This window comes from Pseudescherichia sp. (assembly GCF_031987975.1).
In the GTDB taxonomy this organism is placed as follows: Bacteria; Pseudomonadota; Gammaproteobacteria; order Enterobacterales; family Enterobacteriaceae; genus Pseudescherichia.
This window is the reverse complement of sequence record NZ_DALZYX010000001.1, coordinates 25,280-45,448: the sequence shown is the minus strand read 5'-3', so window position 1 is coordinate 45,448 and position 20,169 is coordinate 25,280. Positions and strand designations below refer to the sequence as shown.

The following is a 20,169-nucleotide window of genomic DNA, read 5'->3' as shown; positions in this document are numbered from 1 at the left end:
TCATGGCTAAAATGTGGGCTAAATCACAGAGGGATGCGACAGGAAACAGGTTTGGGCGGGCTATAGAGCATTAGCGCTCGTAAAAATGCAGCCTTTACGCGTACATTGTTAGACAGATTGATCATTCGGGTTCGCTGCTATGCCGCTGTTAACAGAAACTGCTCTTCCGGTCAGTCGTGAAATTCAAACCTGTGAAATTTCACTTGCCGGCAATCCCGATACCGCAGAACAGCTCAAAAGGGTTGAACAGTTTTGCGGCATCGCTGATGCGTTAAATCAAGAAGAGAAGAAAAGGGCGCTCTACCTGTATTTAACCGGCCACCATCCGCCGATCTCGGTCAATGACGCTAAGGCGTTAGCCCTAAGCGAAAAGCCGCTTACCGGGCCAGAGCTGGGGCAGGTAGCTCGTCAGCAGAACCTGGAGATCGCCGCGTATCGCGCCACCGTCAACGACTATTTTGCCGATTGCGATAATAACTGGGAGCACATCATTCCCCAGGAGACGCTGGTGATGCACTACAGCGGGCAAAACAGACAGGCAGCCCAGTTTGTTGCGAAGGTTAATGGCATTGTGGCACATACCGCATTGACCTATTTTGAAAATCAGCGTCGTCACCAGCGTCATACCGGCACCCGCTGGCTAATTATTGATAAGAAAAGCCGGCAACAGGCGCTGCCTCTTCCTGCTGGTGCCGTGTTCCATCACTCTCTCAATTTTTACTACCATGGGCAGGGTGAGGAGATGCGGATCTATAACTTCAGGGGCCAGCCGTTAAGGAGAGTTAACTGCGGCCCGGAGACCTCTCTCGCCACAATTTTCGATCATGAAGTTGCCCGAAAAAATTATGTAAACACCCTGGCGCGCTTGCTCAGAGAGCAGGTGGATGTGGCCTCGGCTATTCAGCTCAACCAGCAGTGTTACGCTGCGGATCCGCTCTGGCAACAGGAGCGCCTCAATGGTAACGCACCTAATAAATCCGATGCAGTGGCGGACGCATCCTTCTATCTGGCTATCGCTAATGGTGACAGCGTCACGTTTATCGCGGATACCAGTGGCCTCGATCAGGAGAGCCTGACGTTGATAAAGGTTACCCTGACACCTGAAGAGAAGATTGCGGCGGTCGTTGCAAGACTCACCGCTACGCTGGGTAGAGTGCCGCTACCTGATGAAATCGAGGCGATTGTGGCGAGTGCTGGGATAGGCTAGCCGACATGGCTAATGAAGCTTACGGGGATGCAATATTATCTGCTGCGCGCGAAACGGGGTTGGATGAAACGCATTTTCCTGAGAAAACACCGTGGACGCTAGAAGAAATTCTTGAGTCTGATTATTTACCGGAGTAGCAAATGCCGGGTAGCGCTTCGCTGGCCCGGTCTATGCTATGGATTGAGCCTAAGCTCAGATATCATCCATCGTATGATCGACGACAATCTCCAGCGTCTTGCGAATAATATCGCTCTTCACCACGTCGCGCGTGGACTCGATTGCCTGAATAAGATGCAGAATAATAGCTTTGTTAGTGAGATCGCCGCCTGAGGCAAGGATCGATCTGACTACTGCACCCAGGACCGTTGATTCATCGGCCAGGACATCGCCCGCATTACGGAAATAGGCAGAAAGGGCCGAATCGGGCAGCGCTTCAAAAGGGTCTGATGATTGCTGGAGCATGGCCTGAAGCATAAAGTTGTACCGTTAAAGTTAGATAAATGTGTGCAGTCAGTGTTTTTTACTGGTGCCCTGCTGTTGGCTACTGCCAAACAGTTGAAACACGTTGTCGTTTTGTTTGCTTCCAGAGTCCTTCTGCTCACGTCCGGCCTGCCCGCGCATCGATACCTGTGTAGTATTATTGATTTCGGCAATAATGCGTCCAAGTATCTCACGTCGTCTGCTGTCGGCCTCTTTTGCTTCCATAGCCCGCAACCTCGTGACGAGCGACCTGGTGTTAACAGGCCCGTTTTCACTGAGGAGGGATAAGACGGCTTCTCCAATTAGCTCATCTGTTAATTTATCAGTTTCACTTCTGTTCATAACTGCGTCTCTGCTGCCAAACTATTCCGTCAGGAAACGAGGCATGAGTTTGCGCCCGGTGGAGGAGGCGTTATCTTCCATGAAAACCTACCCACCAAAAGCGACTTGAAACTTAACTATCCGTTGCTGTGCATTTGCATGTCCTTAGCGGTCAAACAGCAGGCCAATCAGCGTATGGTAATGGCTCTCTTCGTCGGCATCAGACGCTGTTTCAAGGCGGCTGAGCAGCTTGGTGCAGATTGCCTTACGGTTCAGGCTCTGACCACTGCTTAGGATCTCGACCACAATCTGGCCCAGCGTTTCCTGCTGGCTTGGCAGTGCAGCTTTATTAAAGTACCGGGTAATGGCATTAGCTGTATTCGGAACAAGGTTGTTCTGCTGCATATGTCACTCCTGTAAAATTCAGTAAGTTGTGATAACGAGTACAAAGTTATACAAACTCGGCAAACTTGTACATAGAAACTGTACAAATTTTCGTAATTTATTTTAGATATTTTTAATATATGCTTATATTCAATGAGTTATGCTGGTGATTCACCAGGATTTCAGAATACTTGTACAGGTATAGCAAAAAGCTGTACCCTGTATTGAGCAGCATACTTATACACGGGAAGGATTGCCTTTAAAATCAGGCACAATCATTACAAGATCTGTGTGCTGCCATTTGTTAAGGTGGCCTTCCACACACTGATCTTCCCGGAATAACTATGCTTACAACCATTATTTACCGCAGCCATCTCTGCGACGATGTACCGGTTAAAATGTTGGAAGAGATGGTCGATGCAGCAAATCAAAAGAATGGCCAGGCCGAAGTAACAGGCATTCTGCTTTTTAACGGTACCCATTTCTTCCAGCTGCTTGAGGGCCCGGAAGAGAGCGTGTTCAAAATTTACCGCGATATTTGCAAGGATACCCGTCACTACAACCTCGTAGAATTGCTGTGTGACTATGCTCCCTCTCGGCGGTTTGGCAAATCGGGAATGGAGCTTTTTAACTTAAGGGAGTATGACCGGGACGATGTCCTCCAGCGCGTGCTGGATAAGGGAACCTCTAAATACCAGCTTACCTACGATGACCGTGCGCTGCAGTTCTTCCGTACCTTCGTCGAGGAGCGCGAGAAAGAGAATTACTATGAAATCCCACCCGCAGATGCCTGGGATTTCATCTCGGATAACAACGCTACCCGCGCAGAGTCGCAGGCAGCGGCTGAAACCGCAGAGTGCAGCTTCGCTTTTCAACCGATGATCGATCCCTTTGCCCGGGAAGTGGTCTCTATTGAAGCGCTGCTGCGTACGCCGGGCGGGGATCTGCCTGATGCCTGGTTTGCAGGGCTGACGGGAGACGATGTCTACGAGGCCGATCTGCGCAGCAAAAAAGTGGCCTTTGCCATGGCGGCGGGGCTAAACATTGGTGAGCAGACGCTGGCGGTGAACCTGCTGCCGATGACGCTGGTCAAAGTACCCGGCGCGGTCGATTTCCTCCTGCAGGAGATTCAGGCTAACGGACTGGTGCCGGAGCAGATCATCGTCGAGTTTACCGAAAGCGAAGTCATCTCTCGCCTTGAGGAGTTTACCGACGCGGTAAGACAGTTAAAGGCAGCGGGCATCCGCGTTGCTATCGATCACTTTGGTGCGGGCTTTGCCGGTCTGCTGCTGCTGGCGCAGTTTCAGCCGGACAGGATTAAAATTAACCGCGACCTGATCAAAGATGTACATAAAAGTGGGCCACGGCAGGCGATTATCCAGGCCATTATTAAGTGTTGTAGTTCGCTGGAGATCCTGGTTTCTGCCGTGGGCGTTGAGCAGCCTGAGGAGTGGATGTGGCTGGAGTCGGCAGGCATATCGCAGTTCCAGGGCTACCTGTTTGCCCGTCCCGATTTTGCTGGTATTCCTGCTGTGGCCTGGCCAGAAAAACGAACGGGTATATGAGATACTAATAGCGTTTAAATATGACCGTAGCAGCGTTGAGTTTAGGGGAGTTGATGGCCTTTTACAGTATTGGCGATGTAGCTGAAAAATGCGGTATCAACCCGGTCACGCTTCGTGCCTGGCAGCGGCGTTATGGCTTGCTGAAACCGCAGCGCAGCGAAGGCGGGCATCGTCAGTTCGATGAGGAAGATATCCAGCGCATTAAAGAGATTAAACGCTGGATTGAGAGCGGCGTGCCTGTCGGTAAGGTTAAGGCCTTGCTGGAAGGCAACAAAGTGGTTGCCCATGATGATTGGGCGTCTTTGCAGGAAGAGATGATGGGCGTGCTGCGCCAGGCGCGTCCTGCCAGGCTACGTGCCGCCATTGCGACCCTTGGACGCGACCATACCGTAGACGATCTTATCGACCATATACTCGTTCCAGTACGCCAGCGTCTGACCCTCGATCAATACACGGCTCGCGCGATGTCCAGCCTGCTGGATGGCGTCATTACCGAGCATGCTGTCTCATGCGTCATCAACGCACGTAAAAAAGCGGGCAGGGAAGCGCTGCTGATTGGCTGGGGCAGTGAGGATCGCACCCGGCTGTGGCTGGAGGCGTGGCGTCTGTCGCAGCGCGGGTGGCACATCGACCTGCTTGCGGAGCCGCTGGAGGTCCCTCGTCCGGAACTGTTCCCTGGCCAGCATATCTTTTTATGGACTGGTAAAGTGCTGACACGCCGTCAGCAGGAGCAGCTTGAACACTGGCGAGAGCAAGGATTTGCCGTTGCGTCTCATGATCCATAACTGATTCATTAATGAGTTTTTGTTCCGATTAGTTCACCTACCCACAATTCCTGTACCAGGCTTACAGAAAAGGTAAAAGCAATTGTGGAGCATTATGAAAGAGCAAAATCGTACTATCGGTATCAAACCCTATGGCGGTTCAGCAGGCGGTTGGGGAGCATTAAAAGCCGTTGCCGACGCAATACGCGGCCAGATGTCGGTAAAGCAGGACGTCATTGCCCTGTTCAAGGTTAACCAGCCACAAGGCTTCGACTGCCCAGGCTGCGCCTGGCCCGATCCGCAGCACGCCTCCTCGTTTGAGTTCTGTGAAAACGGCGCGAAAGCTGTCTCCTGGGAAGCCACCAGCAAACGTACCACCCCCGAATTTTTTGCCGCCCATACCGTCAGCGAACTGTGGGAGCGTAACGCCTTTGAATTGGAAGGCGAAGGCAGATTGACCCATCCGATGAAATACGATCCCGCCAGCGATACCTACCAGCCCATCGAGTGGGAGACCGCCTTCAGAGAGATTGGCGAGCATCTGCATAGCTATGACGATCCTGACAGCGTTGAGTTCTATACTTCCGGCCGCGCCTCCAACGAAGCGGCATTTCTCTGGCAGCTCTTCGCCCGCGAGTACGGTACCAACAACTTCCCTGACTGCTCGAACATGTGCCATGAACCTACCAGCGTCGGCCTGCCTGAATCCATCGGCGTAGGCAAAGGAACCGTTGAGCTAGAGGACTTTGACCACTGCGATCTGGTGCTCTGTATCGGCCATAACCCAGGGACTAATCATCCGCGGATGCTCGGCACCCTGCGGGAGGTCTCGAAACGTGGCGCAACCATCGTAGCCATTAACCCGCTGCGCGAGCGAGGTCTGGAGCGATTCACCTCGCCGCAAAGCCCTATCGAGATGCTCTCTCTCAGCTCCACTGAGCTTGCATCGACCTACTATAAAGTGCGGGTCGGCGGCGACGCGGCAATGCTGAAAGGGGTGATGAAAATCCTGCTGGCGATGCATGAAGAGGCGAAAGCCAAAGGCGAGCCGGGAGTAATAGACGAGGCGTTTATTCGCGAGCATACCCAGGGATTTGAGGCGCTAAAAGCCGACCTTGATGCTACCGAGTGGGCGCATATCCTGAAGGTCTCCGGCATGGAACGTAAAGAGATCCAGCATGTTGCCCGCCTGTATGCTAACGCCGAGCGGACAATCATCTGCTACGGCATGGGCATCACACAGCACCAGTACGGTACGCAGAACGTTCAGCAGATCGCCAATCTGCTGCTGATGCGCGGCAATATCGGCAAAAAAGGGGCCGGCATCTGTCCGCTGCGCGGCCACTCCAACGTGCAGGGCGATCGTACCGTCGGTATTACCGAGATCCCGCCACAGTCGCTGCTGGACAGCATCGAAAAGGTCTTTGGCTTTACGCCGCCGCAGAAACACGGCCATGGTGCCGTCGCGGCTATTCAGGCGATGCGCGACGGTCACGTTAAGGCGCTGCTCTGTCTGGGAGGTAACCTCGCGGAAGCGATCTCCGATCCGCAGGTCACCTTCCCGGCGATGCGCAAGCTCGACCTGGTCGTGCACATGGCGACCAAGCTCAACCGTTCCCACCTGCTGCTGGGCAAACACAACTATCTGCTTCCGGTACTGGGCCGTACAGAACGGGATGTTCAGGTCTCCGGCGAGCAGAGCATTACCGTCGAGGACTCTATGTCGATGGTGCATGCCTCTCACGGTTCGCTGGAACCAGCCTCGCCGCACCTGAAATCCGAACCGGCGCTGGTCGCCGCATTAGCAAAAGCAACGCTGCCGAACACGGTGGTCAACTGGGATAGAATGGTAGGCGACTACAGCTTTATTCGCGATGCCATCGAGGCGACGATCCCCGGCTTCGACAACTTCAATGAGCGGGTGAAAAAGCCGGGTGGTTTCCGCCTGCGTAATACGGCATCGGAGCGGATCTGGAATACGCCTTCCGGCAAAGCTGAATTTAAAATCATGCAGGGCATCAATGAAGATCCCCACTCGCTGAAGTGCCACGACCTGGTGTTGACCACGCTGCGCAGCCACGATCAGTACAACACCACGCTGTATGGCCTGAATGACCGCTATCGCGGCGTGACCGGCAGGCGGGACGTGCTGTTTATTAATGCCGATGAGGCCGAGAAGCGCAACCTGCGGGTAGGGGATCAGGTCAACATCGTTGCGCTTGATAGCGAAGGCAACGCCACCGAGCGGCGCATGCACAACCTGACCGTGGTGGTGATCGACATGGCGCCGGGTTCCGTAGGCGCATATTACCCGGAAGCTAACGTAATGGTGCCGCTAGACAGCCATGATACCAAAAGCGGTATCCCGGCCTATAAGAGCATCCCGATAGCGATGGAGCGCGTGGAGGCGGTCACCACCTCCGGCGCGCTTCGCTAATCAACATTAGCTAATCAACTGCCCCAGCGGCTCCGCAGGTAGTTTACCGCCTGCTGGGCCTGGGGCTGATTGAGGTTGTTCTCGCGGAACAGAATGGTGCCGCCGATTTCTGGCAGGGCATCGTTGAGATCGAGCTGCTTTTTCAGCTCTGGTACGCCGCCGTTGACCGTCCAGTCCGGCTCGGTTTTCGACGGTTCACCTACCTTATACAGCGCCACGCCAATATAGAGCCGCGTATGGGTGGGTTTCACCACGTTTGCCCACCACTTCGCCAGCACATCATAGCGCGCTGCATCCCGTGAGAAGGGCCAGTAGATCTGCGGGGCGATGTAATCGACAAGGCCTTTCTGTACCCACAGACGCGTATCGGCATAGGACTCATCATAGGCCGCCGCACCACGCGTATCGGACCCGGCAGGATCATGAGAGCGGTTGCGCCACACGCCGCTGGGACTCACGCCAAACTCTACGTTAGGGTTCAGCTGCTTAATGGTGCGTGACACCTGCTCGATCAGCTGCTGCGTGTTGTTGCGCCGCCAGTCTGCCTTTGAGGCAAAGCCGCTGCCATATTTCTGAAAGGTTTGATTATCGTTAAGGGTAGAGCCGGGCGTTTCCGTATAGAAGTAGTCATCAAACTGCACGCCGTCCACCGGATAGTGAGCCACCACCTCCGCCACGATGCTGGTGATCCAGTCCCGCGCCTCCGGAATGCCGGGGTCAAGCACGTAGCGATCGCTGGAGGTGCGGATCCAGTCGCGGTGCAGCACAAACACGCTGGCGGGATTGAGCGGTAGGGTGCGGTTCAGCTCGGCAACGGTACCGGGTTTGGTATTGGTGGAGACGCGGTAGGGGTTAAACCAGGCGTGCACCTTCATGCCACGCTTGTGGGCCTCATCCAGCATGAACTGCAGCGGATCGTAGCCGGGATCGGTGCCGATAGAGCCGGTGAGCATATCTGACCACGGCAGGATCTTAGAGGGCCACAGAGCAGTACCGTCAGGCTTCACCTGGAAAAAGACGGTATTGACCCCGAGGCGTTTCAGATTGTCCAGCTTATCCGTTAACGCCTTCTGCTGCTGGCTGATGCGCAGCGCGGGGCTGGCAGTAACCGATGACGCCGGCGGCCAGTCGAGACGAGAGACCGTCGTCAGCCAGACGCCGCGCACCGGCTCATTACTCCGGGCAGTGCTATCCGGCAGAGGCTGCTTCGTTACGGGCGGAAGCGGGGTAATCAGTGATTTCGGTGGTTTAGAAGAGCAGCTGGCAAGTAAAAGCGCGCAGCCAACCAGTGCGCCTAACCGTGTAATGTGTCGCGCCATCTCTTTTTCAGCTCTTATTCAGGCGGCTATTAGCCCATGGGTTAAAAGCAGGCTCGTCCTGTTTCTCCGGGACGGCATCATCCAGTGGATCCCTGTCCAGTGAATCTAAGTAGAGTGCTTCCACCTCCGCGCGCGCCCAGGGCGTGCGGCGCAAAAACTTTAGGCTCGACTTTACGCTGGGATCGTTTTTAAAGCAGTTTATATTAATAAGTTTGCTTAGTTCGCCCCAGCCATAGCGCGCCACCAGGGCATTCACCTGCATTTCAAGCGTTACGCCGTGCAAAGGGTCTTTAGATACGTGTGCAGTCATAACCAGTCCGATGGTTTGGGATGTGGTGATTAGAATAGCGGGCGCGGAGTAAAAGAAAAGGGGGAAATGCGGCATGTTTTTTGCTTCATTCCGGTACGTTTCTTCAGCGCAGGTACTGATATGCCTCTTTCTGCCCTCGATTTCGTCCTGGCTGCCAGACGAAGTGAAATCATCGGCCTACAACAGCTGCTGCAAATGAGCAAACTGGTGGGGGCTGTCAGCCAGCTAATCCATGTCCTGCAGCGCGAGCGGGGCACGGCAAACATCTATCTCTGTTCACAGGGTGATACCTGGGGCGACCGGCTTAGCGAGCGGGCGCGTCAGGTCCAGCAGGCCGCTGAGGCGGTGGATAAACAGCTGGTGGCACTTGATCTCGCCGGGCAGCCGATGGCTAACGCATCGCGGCTGTTCAGCCGCATCGCCACCGCGCTACACAGCCTGAGCAGCTTGCCTTCGCTGCGAAAACAGGTTGCGGCGCTAAGTATTCAACAGCCCGAGGCTATGAGCCGCTATAGCGAAGTGATCCGCACCCATCTGGGGCTGGTATTCGAAGCCGCCGACACCTCCGGGGATCCCACGGTGTCACGCGCGCTGCTGGCCATGTTCAGCTTTATGCAGGGTAAAGAGCTGGCCGGGCAGGAGCGCGCCCTGGCCGCGGCTGGCTTTACCTCGCGGCACTTTGATGAGCATGCCCATCAGCAGCTGCTGGCGCTGATTGAGGGGCAGGAGCGCTGCTTTCACACCTTTATGGAGTTCGCTGATGAGCACGCTCTGGCGCTGTGGCAGGAGCAGCAGGGCACGGAAAGCAGCGAGCTGGAGCGTTTCCGCCGTATCGCCTGCACCTGCGCAACCCCTTCCGGCGAAGCCATCGATCTCGCGCTGCGCTGGTTTGACATTACCACCGCACGCATAGACGGCATGAAACTCATTGAGGATCGGCTGGAGGCGCGGTTAATGGTCTGCTGCGAACAGCGGATCTGCGAGGCACAACGCTCTGGTGCACTACAACAGCAGGAGATTGCGGAGCTGCCGCAGCAGGATATCCACTATGCGGCGCTGATCCCACCCCAGCTCAGCCGTTCCGTGCTTGAGCTTATTGAGCAGCAGTCTCGCCAGCTACAGGCTCAGGATACTGAGCTGGCTGCGCTGCGCGCCACGCTTGCCGACCGAAAGCTGGTAGAGCGCGCCAAAAGCCTTTTGATGCAGCATCATGGGATGAGCGAGCCGCAGGCGCATAAGGTGCTGCGCGATATGGCGATGAAGCAGAATAAGAAGCTGACAGAAATTGCGCAAGCGATGCTCTCTGTAGCGGCTGTGATGAGCAGATCTGCATCATAACACTTAAGGAGTAGCTGCACCGACGGTGTGCAAATGGCAAACCGTTGCGGTGCAGGGCGATCTCTACTCACCGTCGATTTTAACCTATTGCCCTGATTTTAAAGGGGACCAGAAGTTGGCACACAAGCTGCATTATCAACAAAGCACATAGCGACTAAGCCAACGGCGGTTTAGTCAGCGTTTCGGATAAAGGCGTCCGTTAGCGTTCAGGAGACTGAGCGCTAACTGGACGCTTTTTTTTGCGCATTTTTCACCATACAGGAAGCCGCAATGAAGCAAGACGATAACAACAACACCCTGGTGAGTCTCTCCCGCCGCCGATTTCTGGCAAACAGTGCGTTGCTGGGCGGCAGCATGATGTTGCCGGGCTTTATGAACAGCGTCTGGGCGGCGGGTTCTGATGCACCAGAGAAAAAAGAGATCCGCGTGGGCTTTATCCCCTTAACGGACTGTGCCTCGGTGGTGATGGCGGCGGTGAAGAAGTTTGATGAGAAATACGGGATCAAAATCACCCTCAGCAAAGAGTCCAGCTGGGCGTCGGTGCGCGACAAGCTGGTCTCCGGTGAGCTAGATGCTGCTCATGTACTGTACGGGTTGGTATACGGACTGCAGCTCGGCGTCTCTGGCCCGCAGCATGATATGGCGATGCTGATGACCCTCAACAATAACGGTCAGGCGATCACCCTCTCGAACCAGCTGAAAGAGGCGGGCGTGACCGATGCAGCTTCGCTAAAGAAAACCATCGATGCCAGTCCGAAGGGAACCTACACCTTTGCCCAGACGTTTCCCACCGGCACCCATGCTATGTGGCTCTACTACTGGCTGGCTAACGCCGGGATCCATCCGTTTAACGACGTCCGCAACGTCGTGGTGCCGCCGCCGCAGATGGTGATGAATATGAAGATCGGCAATATGAGCGGCTACTGCGTGGGTGAACCCTGGAACCAGCGCGCCATCCTCGACGGGATTGGCTTTACCGCCGCCACGACCCAGGAGATCTGGCCCGATCACCCGGAGAAAATTCTTGGCACCACCTCCGCATGGGTTGCCGCCAATCCTAATACGGCTCGCGCCCTGACCGCTGCCGTGCTGGAAGCGTCTCGCTGGATTGATACCTCAGACGCTAACCGTATCGAAACGGCGAAGGCCATAGCAGGGCGCGCCTACGTCAACACTTCCCCAGAAACTATTCAGGGACGGATGCTCGGCGACTATGACAACGGGCTGGGCAAAAAGTGGAAAGACGCTCACGGCATGCGCTTCTTCAACGAGGGCGCAGTGAACTATCCGTATCTCTCAGACGGCATATGGTTTCTGACCCAGCACAAACGCTGGGGACTTATCGATAGCGACCCGGACTATCTGGCCATCGCTAAGAAGATCAACCGCACCGACATCTATAAGCAGGCAGCAGCAGCAGGGGGCATCAGCCTGCCCGCCAGCGATATGCGTAGCAGCACCCTGTTCGACGGCAAGGTATGGGACGGCAGCAACCCCGCTGAATACGCCAACAGTTTTGCCATGAAACGCTAAGTGAGGCCAAGACTATGAACACAAAAACTAACGTTGTTATAAACACGAATATTGTTGCGCTGGCCGCCGAGCCGGAGAGTGCTGAGATCCTCCCCCTGAAGACGGCGGCTCCGACGCCGCAGCCGGAGGTAACTAAAACTGCGCCTATTAATCAATTTCGCGAAGCGCTACGCGGCGGATTAAAAAAAGCGGTGCCTGGGATGCTGGGGGCAGTTGTGCTGATTGTCCTCTGGCAGATTGCCGCCCTCAGCAGCAACGGCTTCCCTACGCCGCTGAAAACCTGGGAAGCGGCAAAGATCATCTTCGCCGAGCCGTTTTATATTGCCGGGCCTAACGATATGGGCATCGGCTGGAACGTGCTGGCCTCGCTCCAACGCGTGGCGCTGGGTTTCGGCCTGGCGGCGCTGGTAGGCATTCCTCTCGGGTTTCTCATCGGCCGTTTCAGCTTTATCGCCAACATGCTCAACCCGGTCATTGCCTTGCTGCGTCCGGTCAGCCCGCTGGCCTGGCTGCCGATTGGCCTGCTGCTGTTCCAGCGGGCAGAGCCTGCCTCGGCGTGGACCATCTTCATCTGTTCAATCTGGCCGATGATCCTCAACACCGCCGAGGGGGTGATGCGTATTCCGCAGGACTACCTCAACGTGGCGCGGGTGCTCAAGCTGAGCGAGTTCACCGTTATGCGCAAAATCCTCTTTCCCGCCGTGCTGCCGCACATTCTGACCGGGGTTCGCCTGTCGATTGGTATTGCGTGGCTGGTGATTGTCGCAGCAGAGATGCTCACCGGCGGCGTCGGGATTGGTTTCTGGATCTGGAACGAGTGGAACAACCTCAACGTGGAAAACATCATCATCGCCATCCTGCTGATTGGCGTGGTGGGGATGCTGCTCGAGCAGGGGCTGATGGCCATTGCTCGCCGTTTTAGCTATGGCAATTAATCACGAATACCGTCAGGAGCCAGATATGAAACATGAAAAAGCCATTATCCGCGTAGAAAACGTCACCCAGCGCTTTCAAACCGCATCAGGGCCGTTTCTGGCCCTGGACAACGTCAGCTTTGAGCTTGCACGCGGCGAAACCGTCAGCCTGATCGGCCACTCCGGCTGCGGGAAATCTACGCTGTTGAACCTGATCGCCGGGCTGAGCCATCCCACCGAAGGCGTTCTACTCTGTGATGACCAGGAGATCAGCGGCCCCGGCCCGGATCGCGGCGTGGTGTTTCAGAACCACTCCCTGCTGCCGTGGCTGACCGCATTTGACAACGTTGCCCTGGCGGTAGAGCAGGTCTTCAAAGGCAAGATGAGCAAGAGCGAGATGCAGGCGTGGATCGAACACAATCTCGAGCTGGTGCATATGGGGCATGCGATGCATAAACGTCCCGGGGAGATCTCCGGCGGCATGAAGCAGCGAGTAGGTATTGCCCGGGCGCTGGCGATGAAGCCGAAGGTGCTGCTGATGGACGAACCCTTTGGCGCGCTGGACGCCTTAACCCGCGCCCATTTGCAGGATGCGGTGATGGAGATCCAGTCGCGCCTGAATACCACCATTCTGCTCATTACTCATGACGTTGACGAGGCGGTGCTGCTCTCTGATCGAGTCATGATGATGACCAATGGACCTGCGGCAAAGGTCGGTGAGGTGCTGCATGTCGAGCTGGAACGCCCACGCTCGCGGCTGAGCCTGGCGAACGATCCGCGATTCCATCACTACCGCCAGCAGGTGCTGCATTTCCTGCATGAAAAACACCGGGCCGTGGCCTGAGACAGCGGGCGAGGTAAGCAGAATGGATAAACCTGTCCTGGTGGTGATTGGCAATGGTATGGCAGGCGTACGGCTGGTGGAGAAGCTGTGCGAGCTGGCCCCGGCGCGTTATCGCATCGTAGTCATTAGCGACGAAGCGCAACCTGCCTATAACCGCATCATGCTTACGCCGGTGCTGGCGGGTGAGAAAGGCTTTACTGACATCATTACCCACGACCGCACCTGGTACGAGCGTTACAACGTCACGTTAATCGTCGGCTACCCGGTGACCATGATTGATCGCGAGGCCCGTATCCTGGACGTTAACGGACGGCAGCTAAGTTACGATTATCTGGTGATGGCAACCGGATCGCTACCCTTTATGCCGCCGCTGCCGGGGGGGGAATTACCGGGCATTCACGGCTTCCGCAATCAGCAAGACGTAGAGAGCATTCTTCACGAACTTGTTGCAGGGCAACCGGCGGTAGTGATTGGTGGCGGGGTGCTCGGCATTGAGACCGCTGCGGCGCTGGCCCTGCGCGGTATGCAGGTCACTCTTTTGCATCGTGGTTCGCATCTGATGGATCAGCATCTGGATCCCCATGTAGCAGGGCTACTGCGTGGCGAGCTGATGGCACGAGGGATAGAGACGGTACTGGAGGCAGAGACGGTAGCCTATGAGGCGGACGAAACGGGAAGGGTGCAGAGCGTTAAGCTTTGCGACGGGCATGCAATTCCTGCCCGACGCGTTATCGTTGCCGCCGGTGTGCGCCCCAATATTGCTCTTGCCCAAGCCGTCGGGCTGGATTGCGCCCGCGGCATTCTGGTAAATGACCAGCTGCAAACCTCCGATCCGCATATCTCGGCTATTGGCGAATGCTGTCAGTTAGGTGAGCAGACGTTTGGGCTGGTGGCTCCGTGCTGGCAGCAGGCAGAAACCCTGGCGGCCAGGCTGGCAGGGATGAGTGCACCAGCAATGCTCGTCCATGACGTACCGCTGCGCCTTAAGGTTACAGGTATTCATCTCTTCTGCGCCGGAACGCTACATGCTACGCATGACGCTGAGATCCACACCACCTTCGACCCCTTCGACGGCCACTATCGCCGCCTGCTTATCCAGAATAACCAGCTGCGGGGCGTGTTGCTGTGGGGAGACATCAACGATGGACCGGCGTATTTCGCCCGCCTTGGCCATCCGCAGTCAAGCCTGTTTACCCCGGAAGCGTCCAACCCCATTTTTCTGAAAGAGCCGTTATCCCTGGAGATAGCGAGGAGCAACGTTATGTCAAAACCCGTTTTAGTGATGGCCGGACACGGCATGGTAGGTCACCATTTTCTGCAGCAGTTGGTCGAACGTGAGCTGCATCTTCACTATCAAATCATTGTCTTCGCCGAAGAGACCAGGCCAGCCTACGACCGGGTGCATCTCTCGGAATACTTCTCCGGCCGCAGCGCTGAGTCGCTGTCGATGGTAGAGAGCGACTTCTTTGTGTCCACGGGGATTGAACTGCGTCTCGGGCACGGCATTGAACATGTCGATCGCAACCGCCGTTTTGTGGTCGATAAGCAGGGGCGGCAGACCGCTTATGACGTGCTGATTCTGGCGACCGGCTCTTATCCGTTTGTGCCGCCCATTCCTGGTAACGATATGCCGGGCTGCCTGGTCTATCGCACTATCGACGACCTTGAGGCGATTCAGGCCTGCGCGGAGAAGGGCCGCGTCGGCGTGGTTGTCGGGGGCGGCCTGCTCGGGTTGGAAGCGGCTAACGCGCTGAAGCATCTTGGTCTGCAAACGCATGTGGTAGAGTTCGCGCCACGGCTGATGGGCGTTCAGCTCGACGAAGGCGGGGCGGCAATGCTGCGTCGTAAGATTGAAGCCCTTGGCGTGCAAGTGCATACCAGTAAAGAGACGCGGGAGATCGTTCCAGGGGAGAGCAGTCATTACCGAATGGTCTTCGCCGACGGCAGTCATCTTGAGACCGATCTGGTGCTCTTCTCCGCCGGGATCCGCCCGCGCGACCAGCTCGCCAGGGAGTGCGGCCTGGAAGTTGGCCCGCGCGGCGGGATTGTGATTGATGACCAATGTCGCACCTCCGATCCCGCCATATTTGCCGTCGGGGAGTGCGCCCTGTGGAGTGGGCAGATTTTCGGCCTGGTGGCACCGGGTTACCAGATGGCGCGAACTCTGGCAGAGACGCTTGCCGGCAGCGAGGCGGCCTTTAAGGGCGCGGACATGAGTACCAAGCTGAAGCTGCTCGGCGTTGAGGTCGCGTCAGTGGGCGATGCCCATGGCCGTACGCCGGGGAGTGAAAGCTATAGCTGGGTGGATGGCCCGGCAGAGATCTACAAAAAGATTGTCGTGTCGTCGGATCGCAAGCGTCTGTTGGGCGCGGTGCTGGTGGGCGACAGCAGTGAATACAGCACCCTGTTGCAGATGATGCTCAACGATATGCCGCTGCCCGCCAGTCCGGAAGGGCTGATCCTTCCCGCCAGCGCGGGCGGTGCAAGCCAGTCGCTTGGCGTTGCGGCGCTGCCGGACGCAGCGCAGATTTGCTCCTGCCATAACGTCAGCAAAGCCGACATCTGCAATGCCGTAAAGAGCGGTTGCGATGACATGGCCGGGATTAAGTCCTGCACCAAAGCGGCCACCGGCTGCGGCGGTTGCGCGGCGCTGACTAAACAGGTGATGGAGTTCGCGCTGAGTGAAATGGGTGTCGAGGTGAAAAAGGATATTTGCGAGCATTTTGCTTATTCCCGTCAGGAGATCTACCACCTGGTGCGCGTAGGTAATATCCGCAGCTTCGATGAACTTATCAGTAAACACGGGCAAGGCCACGGGTGTGAGATCTGTAAGCCGCTGGTGGGTTCGGTGCTGGCGTCGTGCTGGAATGATTACCTGCTCAAGCCGCAGCATCTGCCGCTGCAGGATACCAACGATCGCTTTTTTGCCAATATCCAGAAAGATGGCACCTACTCAATAGTGCCACGCATTCCGGCCGGGGAGATCACCCCGGACGGGCTGATCGCCATCGGCCAGGTGGCCAAACGCTACAACCTCTATACCAAAATCACCGGTGGGCAGCGGGTCGATCTCTTCGGTGCACGGGTAGAGCAGCTGCCGGAGATCTGGCAGCAGCTTGTGGAGGCCGGATTTGAAACCGGGCATGCTTATGGCAAGTCATTGAGAACGGTGAAGTCCTGCGTCGGATCCAACTGGTGCCGCTACGGCGTGCAGGACTCTACCACATTGGCGCTGCGGCTGGAGAACCGCTATAAGGGCCTGCGCTCGCCGCACAAAATTAAAATGGCCGTCTCGGGTTGTACGCGTGAGTGCGCCGAAGCGCAGAGCAAAGACGTCGGCGTGATTGCTACTGATAAGGGCTGGAACCTCTACGTCTGCGGCAACGGCGGCATGAAGCCGCGACACGCGGATCTGCTGGCCCAGGACCTGAGCACGGAGGCGCTGATCCGCACCGTGGATCGGTTCCTGATGTTCTATATCCGCACCGCCGACCGTCTGCAGCGTACCAGCACCTGGATGGATAATCTTGAGGGCGGCATGGAGTACCTGCGTCAGGTGGTGCTGGAAGATAGCCTGCACATCGCCGCCGAACTTGAAAGCGAGATGAATGCCGTGGTTGAGACCTACCAGTGCGAATGGCAGACCACGTTGGCGACCCCCGATCGGCTCGCACTGTTTAAAGCCTTTGTTAACAGTGATGAACAAGTACGGACGGCGCAGGGCTGGGTGGAGATCTGTGACCTGAGTGCGATCCCGCCAAATGCGGGCATGGCGGCCCGGCTAAGCAATCAGCAGATTGCGCTGTTCCATCTGCCGGATCATCCTCAGCAGGTGTTTGCTCTCAGCAACCATGAGCCGAACAGCGACGCCAACGTGCTGGCTCGCGGCATGCTGGGCGACGTGAAGGGTGAGCCGGTAGTGATTTCTCCTCTGTATAAGCAGCGGTTCCGTTTGCGGGATGGTCGCAGCGTGGACGATGGGCAGAGCACGCTCAGCGTCTGGCCGGTGAAAGTGGAGGGCGGACGCGTCTGGGTGCAGGAGCAGCCTGCGAGCCACACGGCCCGGCCCACCGAGATAATCGAGACGGTCAGCCTATGAGCAGCGCGCCGGTTTCAACCACCTGCGCCTACTGCGGCGTAGGCTGTGGCGTCAGGATGCAGTCCCTGCAAGGGGGCTTTACCGCCTGCGGCGACGATTCGCACCCTGCCAATATTGGGCGACTGTGTGTTAAAGGCAGTGCTTTAGGGGAGACGCTGGATCTGGCAGGGCGTCTGCTGCATCCGGAGATCGATCGCCAACCGGTAAGCTGGCCGCAGGCTTTAGATGCAGTGGCTCAGGGATTGCAGAACATCATTCATGAGTATGGCCCGCAGGCGGTGGCATTTTACGGCTCCGGCCAGCTGCTGACGGAGGACTATTACGTCGCTAACAAGCTGATGAAGGGCTTTATCGGCGCGGGGAATATGGATACCAATTCGCGGCTCTGTATGGCCTCGGCGGTGGTGGGCTATAAACGGGCCTTTGGGGCCGATGCCGTGCCGTGCAGCTATCGGGATCTGGAGCTGGCCGACTGCGTAATCCTCACCGGATCGAACACCGCCTGGGCGCACCCGGTAGTGTATCAGCGACTGGCTCAGGCAAAAAAAACGCGACCGGAGATGCGCATTATCGTCATCGATCCCCGTCAAACCGCCACCTGCGACATCGCCGATTTGCATCTGCAGCTGCGTCCAGGCAGCGACGCGGCGCTGTTTTGCGGGGCGCTGAATGCGATGGCAGAGCGTGGCAAGCTGGATAGTCACTTTCTGGAGCACCACACTCAGGGTGTCGAGAAAACTTTGGCGGCGGCAGGTGACTGGACGGAGGCGAAAACCGCTGAGTTCTGTGGACTGCCGCTGGCGCAGCTGCGGGCGTTTTATCAAACGGTTGCCGATAGCGATCGCCTGGTAACGCTCTATTCGATGGGCATTAATCAATCCAGCTCGGGCGTGGATAAGTGTAACGCCATCATAAACCTGCATTTAGCGACGGGTAAAATAGGGCGCGAGGGGTGCGGTCCATTTTCGATAACCGGTCAACCAAATGCCATGGGCGGTCGGGAGGTAGGCGGGCTGGCGAACCAGCTGGCATCGCATATGGGCTTCACTTGCGAAGAGATAGACCGCGTAGGGCGTTTCTGGAAGAGTGACAACGTCACAAAAAACGCTGGCTTAAACGCCGTTGAGCTGTTCCATGCTATAGAACAGGGGCAGATAAAGGCAGTATGGATCATGGGTACTAATCCGCTGGTCTCGTTGCCGGACGCAGATCGGGTACGTGCCGGGCTGGCACGTTGCCCGCTCATCATTGTCTCCGACGTCATGCGCGATACCGATACAACGCGCATGGCGCATATCTGCCTGCCAGCGCTGGCCTGGGGAGAGAAAAATGGCACCGTTACCAACTCTGAGCGCTGCATATCACGCCAGCGCGCATTCCTGCCCGCGCCGGGAGAGGCTAAACCTGACTGGTGGATCCTCAGCCAGGTCGCCCAGCGGCTAGGATTTGGCGAGGCGTTTGCGTATCAACATCCGGCAGAGATATTTCGCGAGCATGCGGCACTGTCCGGCTTTGAAAACGACGGCACGCGGGCATTTGATATCAGCGGCCTCGCGCAGATCTCCGATCGGCAGTGGGATGAGCTGTGCCCGGTGCAGTGGCCGGTCAACGCGGCAAACCCACAGGGCAGGGAGCGACTATTTACCGACGGGCGGTTCTTCCATGCTGATGGAAAAGCGCGGCTGATCGCTATTACGCCGCGGCTGCCGCTCAATCAGCCGACGGATGTTTATCCCCTGGTCATGAACACCGGCAGGATCCGCGATCAGTGGCATACGATGACCCGCACCGGCAAATCTGCACGCCTGATGCAACATATCAGCGAGCCGTATTGTCAGTTTCATCCCGATGATGCGCCACACATTCGCGTCGGGGATCTTGTGCGCGTCTCATCATCCCATGGCTGGCTGCTGCTGCGTGCCCAGCCTGATAGCCTGCAACCGCGCGGTAACGTATTCGTGCCGATGCACTGGAACAGCCAGTTTAGCCAGCAGGCGAGGGTGGATGCGCTGGTTGAGGCGCATACCGATCCGCTTTCCGGCCAGCCGGAGAGCAAACACATGCCGGTCAGCCTGCGTCGCTGGCAGGCGGCATGGCAGGGCGAACTGTTTATCCGCGGCAGCCATCTGGTCCCGCCCGCCACGGCGTACTGGAGCCGGATCGCACAGACGAACATCACGCACTACGTGCTGGCCGACTCCTCTGTGCCGGAGGAGTGGCTGACATGGCTGAACGAGTACATCAAAACTGAGCAGTGGGTTTGCCAGTCAGCGCGCCTGGGCGAGGGTGGTTTCAACCTGCTGGCGTGGAGGGACGGTGAGCTACAGCTGGCGTTTTACGTACACCGTGAGCGTCCCGAACTGGAGCGCCAGGCGATAGTGGCCGCGTTCAGCCAGCCCCCGCAGACTGCGCAGCAGCGTCTGGCTCTGCTAGCCGGTAGAGCTGAAAACGGCAAAACTCCCGCCGGAGCAACCATCTGCAGCTGCTTCGGGGTGGGAGAATTGACCATAGCTGACGCCGTACGCCAGGGATGTAGCAGCGTGCAGCAGCTCGGTGCAAAACTTAAGTGTGGGACTAACTGCGGCTCCTGTATTCCAGAGCTGAAAACGATTATCGACGAACAGATCTCTTTGAATTCAGGTATGTCTTAGTAG

The 20,169-nt window shown here is 56.9% G+C and carries 16 protein-coding genes; 11 read left to right on the top strand and 5 right to left on the bottom strand.

Annotated elements, in window-relative coordinates:
* The first annotated feature begins 139 nt into the window (after nt 1–139).
* Together RTN40_RS00210 and RTN40_RS00205 are read left to right on the top strand one after the other, a co-directional pair.
* The gene (locus tag RTN40_RS00210; protein ID WP_312226666.1) at nt 140–1,207 is read left to right on the top strand and encodes a hypothetical protein; all 1,068 of its coding nucleotides are present in this window, start codon (nt 140–142) and stop codon (nt 1,205–1,207) included.
* Nucleotides 1,208–1,212: 5 nt separating this feature from the next.
* Nucleotides 1,213–1,344, top strand: a complete 132-nt coding sequence (locus RTN40_RS00205) for a DUF29 family protein (protein ID WP_312226665.1) — start codon at nt 1,213–1,215, stop codon at nt 1,342–1,344.
* Between the two features lie 55 nt (nt 1,345–1,399).
* Here RTN40_RS00205 and RTN40_RS00200 read toward each other — a convergent pair whose 3' ends face one another.
* The 3 genes from RTN40_RS00200 to ycgZ all read right to left on the bottom strand — a co-directional run bounded on the left by RTN40_RS00200 (nt 1,400) and on the right by ycgZ (nt 2,413).
* A complete protein-coding gene (locus tag RTN40_RS00200; RefSeq protein WP_312226664.1) occupies nt 1,400–1,681 on the bottom strand; it encodes a biofilm development regulator YmgB/AriR family protein in 282 nt (93 codons plus the stop codon).
* 36 nt (nt 1,682–1,717) lie between these two features.
* On the bottom strand, nt 1,718–1,912 hold the full coding sequence (locus RTN40_RS20965; protein ID WP_409418490.1) for a hypothetical protein: 195 nt from the start codon (nt 1,910–1,912) through the stop codon (nt 1,718–1,720).
* A gap of 261 nt (nt 1,913–2,173) precedes the next feature.
* Complete coding sequence (ycgZ, locus tag RTN40_RS00190; RefSeq protein WP_312226662.1) at nt 2,174–2,413, bottom strand: regulatory protein YcgZ; 240 nt, start codon at nt 2,411–2,413, stop codon at nt 2,174–2,176.
* A gap of 323 nt (nt 2,414–2,736) precedes the next feature.
* Here ycgZ and RTN40_RS00185 point away from each other — a divergent pair, with 323 nt between their 5' ends.
* The 3 genes from RTN40_RS00185 (at nt 2,737) to RTN40_RS00175 (ending at nt 7,158) form a co-directional block, all read left to right on the top strand.
* Nucleotides 2,737–3,957, top strand: a complete 1,221-nt coding sequence (locus RTN40_RS00185; protein WP_312226661.1) for a diguanylate phosphodiesterase — start codon at nt 2,737–2,739, stop codon at nt 3,955–3,957.
* A 53-nt stretch (nt 3,958–4,010) separates the two neighbouring features.
* Complete coding sequence (locus tag RTN40_RS00180; protein WP_312226660.1) at nt 4,011–4,742, top strand: MerR family transcriptional regulator; 732 nt, start codon at nt 4,011–4,013, stop codon at nt 4,740–4,742.
* A 94-nt stretch (nt 4,743–4,836) separates the two neighbouring features.
* Nucleotides 4,837–7,158 (top strand): FdhF/YdeP family oxidoreductase, encoded by a 2,322-nt coding sequence (locus RTN40_RS00175; protein WP_312226659.1) that lies wholly within the window; start codon nt 4,837–4,839, stop codon nt 7,156–7,158.
* Between the two features lie 14 nt (nt 7,159–7,172).
* Here the strand turns inward: RTN40_RS00175 and RTN40_RS00170 are convergent, their stop codons facing one another.
* Together RTN40_RS00170 and RTN40_RS00165 are read right to left on the bottom strand one after the other, a co-directional pair.
* The gene (locus RTN40_RS00170; RefSeq protein ID WP_312226658.1) at nt 7,173–8,477 is read right to left on the bottom strand and encodes a glycoside hydrolase family 10 protein; all 1,305 of its coding nucleotides are present in this window, start codon (nt 8,475–8,477) and stop codon (nt 7,173–7,175) included.
* A 7-nt stretch (nt 8,478–8,484) separates the two neighbouring features.
* The gene (locus tag RTN40_RS00165) at nt 8,485–8,787 is read right to left on the bottom strand and encodes a VF530 family protein (protein WP_312226657.1); all 303 of its coding nucleotides are present in this window, start codon (nt 8,785–8,787) and stop codon (nt 8,485–8,487) included.
* A 120-nt stretch (nt 8,788–8,907) separates the two neighbouring features.
* Here RTN40_RS00165 and RTN40_RS00160 point away from each other — a divergent pair, with 120 nt between their 5' ends.
* The 6 genes from RTN40_RS00160 (at nt 8,908) to RTN40_RS00135 (ending at nt 20,166) form a co-directional block, all read left to right on the top strand.
* Complete coding sequence (locus RTN40_RS00160) at nt 8,908–10,125, top strand: nitrate- and nitrite sensing domain-containing protein (RefSeq protein ID WP_312226656.1); 1,218 nt, start codon at nt 8,908–8,910, stop codon at nt 10,123–10,125.
* A 270-nt stretch (nt 10,126–10,395) separates the two neighbouring features.
* Entirely contained in the window at nt 10,396–11,658 is a 1,263-nt protein-coding gene (locus RTN40_RS00155) for a CmpA/NrtA family ABC transporter substrate-binding protein (protein ID WP_312226655.1), read from the top strand.
* Between the two features lie 14 nt (nt 11,659–11,672).
* Nucleotides 11,673–12,593 carry a nitrate ABC transporter permease gene (ntrB, locus tag RTN40_RS00150; RefSeq protein WP_312226654.1) on the top strand — a complete coding sequence of 307 codons (921 nt, stop codon included), beginning with the start codon at nt 11,673–11,675 and terminating at the stop codon, nt 12,591–12,593.
* A 25-nt stretch (nt 12,594–12,618) separates the two neighbouring features.
* Nucleotides 12,619–13,416: an ABC transporter ATP-binding protein gene (locus RTN40_RS00145; protein ID WP_312226653.1), complete on the top strand. Its 798-nt coding sequence runs from the start codon at nt 12,619–12,621 to the stop codon at nt 13,414–13,416.
* Nucleotides 13,417–13,438: 22 nt separating this feature from the next.
* Complete coding sequence (gene nirB, locus RTN40_RS00140) at nt 13,439–17,515, top strand: nitrite reductase large subunit NirB (protein ID WP_312226652.1); 4,077 nt, start codon at nt 13,439–13,441, stop codon at nt 17,513–17,515.
* The gene (locus RTN40_RS00135; protein ID WP_312226651.1) at nt 17,512–20,166 is read left to right on the top strand and encodes a nitrate reductase; all 2,655 of its coding nucleotides are present in this window, start codon (nt 17,512–17,514) and stop codon (nt 20,164–20,166) included. Before nirB ends, RTN40_RS00135 begins: the two co-directional genes overlap by 4 nt.
* Nucleotides 20,167–20,169 lie beyond the last annotated feature (3 nt).